The organism is Streptomyces hydrogenans (assembly GCF_014656075.1).
GTDB lineage: Bacteria > Actinomycetota > Actinomycetes > Streptomycetales > Streptomycetaceae > Streptomyces > Streptomyces hydrogenans.
Window position 1 is genome coordinate 1 of sequence record NZ_BNBS01000299.1, and the last position, 1,009, is coordinate 1,009.

Here is a 1,009-nt window from a genome sequence, read left to right on the forward strand (position 1 = left end):
CAGCGCGGCGGCCCGGCCGGGGGCGGCCGACGCCGCGTCCGTGCGCAGCGGGGCCAGCGCCCGGCCGAAGCGCTCGGCCCAGGCGCCGGAGACCGCGGCCACGACCCCGGCCGTGCCGTGGCCGGCGACCCGTCCGCCGGAGGTCCGCAGCAGCCGCAGCGCCGTCGCCACGTCCCCGCTGAGCAGGGCCGCCGCCCCGCACTCGCGGAAGGCGAGGGAGGCCGCGCAGGCCGCCTCGTAGGTGGCGGCGACCGGTGAGGCGGGGGAGGCCGAGGGCGCCTCGGCCAGGCAGATCAGATGGATGCCGGCCGCCGCGCCGGCCCCGGCCAGCCGGGCCACGGTCTCGCGCAGCGCCGCCGTGCCGGGGTCGCCGTCCACGACGACGAGCGTCGCCGGGCCCGCGTACCGCCCGGCGGCCTCCGCGACGGCGGCCCGGTCCGCGCTGGCCCAGCCGGGCCCCAGCGGTCCGTCGTCCAGCCGGCGGGTCAGCTCGGCCGTACGGGCCTGGGCCTGCTCGCGGTCGTACGCGAGGAGCAGCCGGCAGTCCTGGCCGTGCGCGGGCCGCGTGTGCGGGAGCCAGCCGAGCCAGCCCCAGGCGCGCCGGCGCTCCTCCAGGGAGCGGTTGCGGTCGGCGCTGACGAGGACGATCTCCAGGTCGGCGGGGGAGTGCAGGGCGGCCAGCTGGGCCACCACCGACCGGGCCAGTCCGGCCAGCCGGTCCGCCGGTCCGGCCAGGCCCAGGGAGCCGGCCTCGCGCAGACCGACGGTGACGGGCACGCCGGACAGCTCGGCGCGGTCGGCGGTGCCGAGCCGCACGACCAGTGCCTCGGGGTGGTGCGGGGTCCGCTCCCACAGCCGGGGGCCGGGGCCGAGCGCGGTGAGCAGGACGGCCGCCGGATCGGGCCAGGTGTCGGGCGCGGCGGTCTCGCCGGGCGCCTCGGCCGTGGACCAGGGCGTCTCGGAGGCCGTCGCGGCCGGGCGGGCGCCGGTGGCCAGCTCCGCCTCGCGG

The 1,009-nt window shown here is 81.7% G+C and carries 1 pseudogene; it reads right to left on the reverse strand.

From position 1 onward, the window contains the following. Window positions 1–1,009: pseudogene (locus tag IE321_RS41530) on the reverse strand (FHA domain-containing protein); the annotation flags it as partial.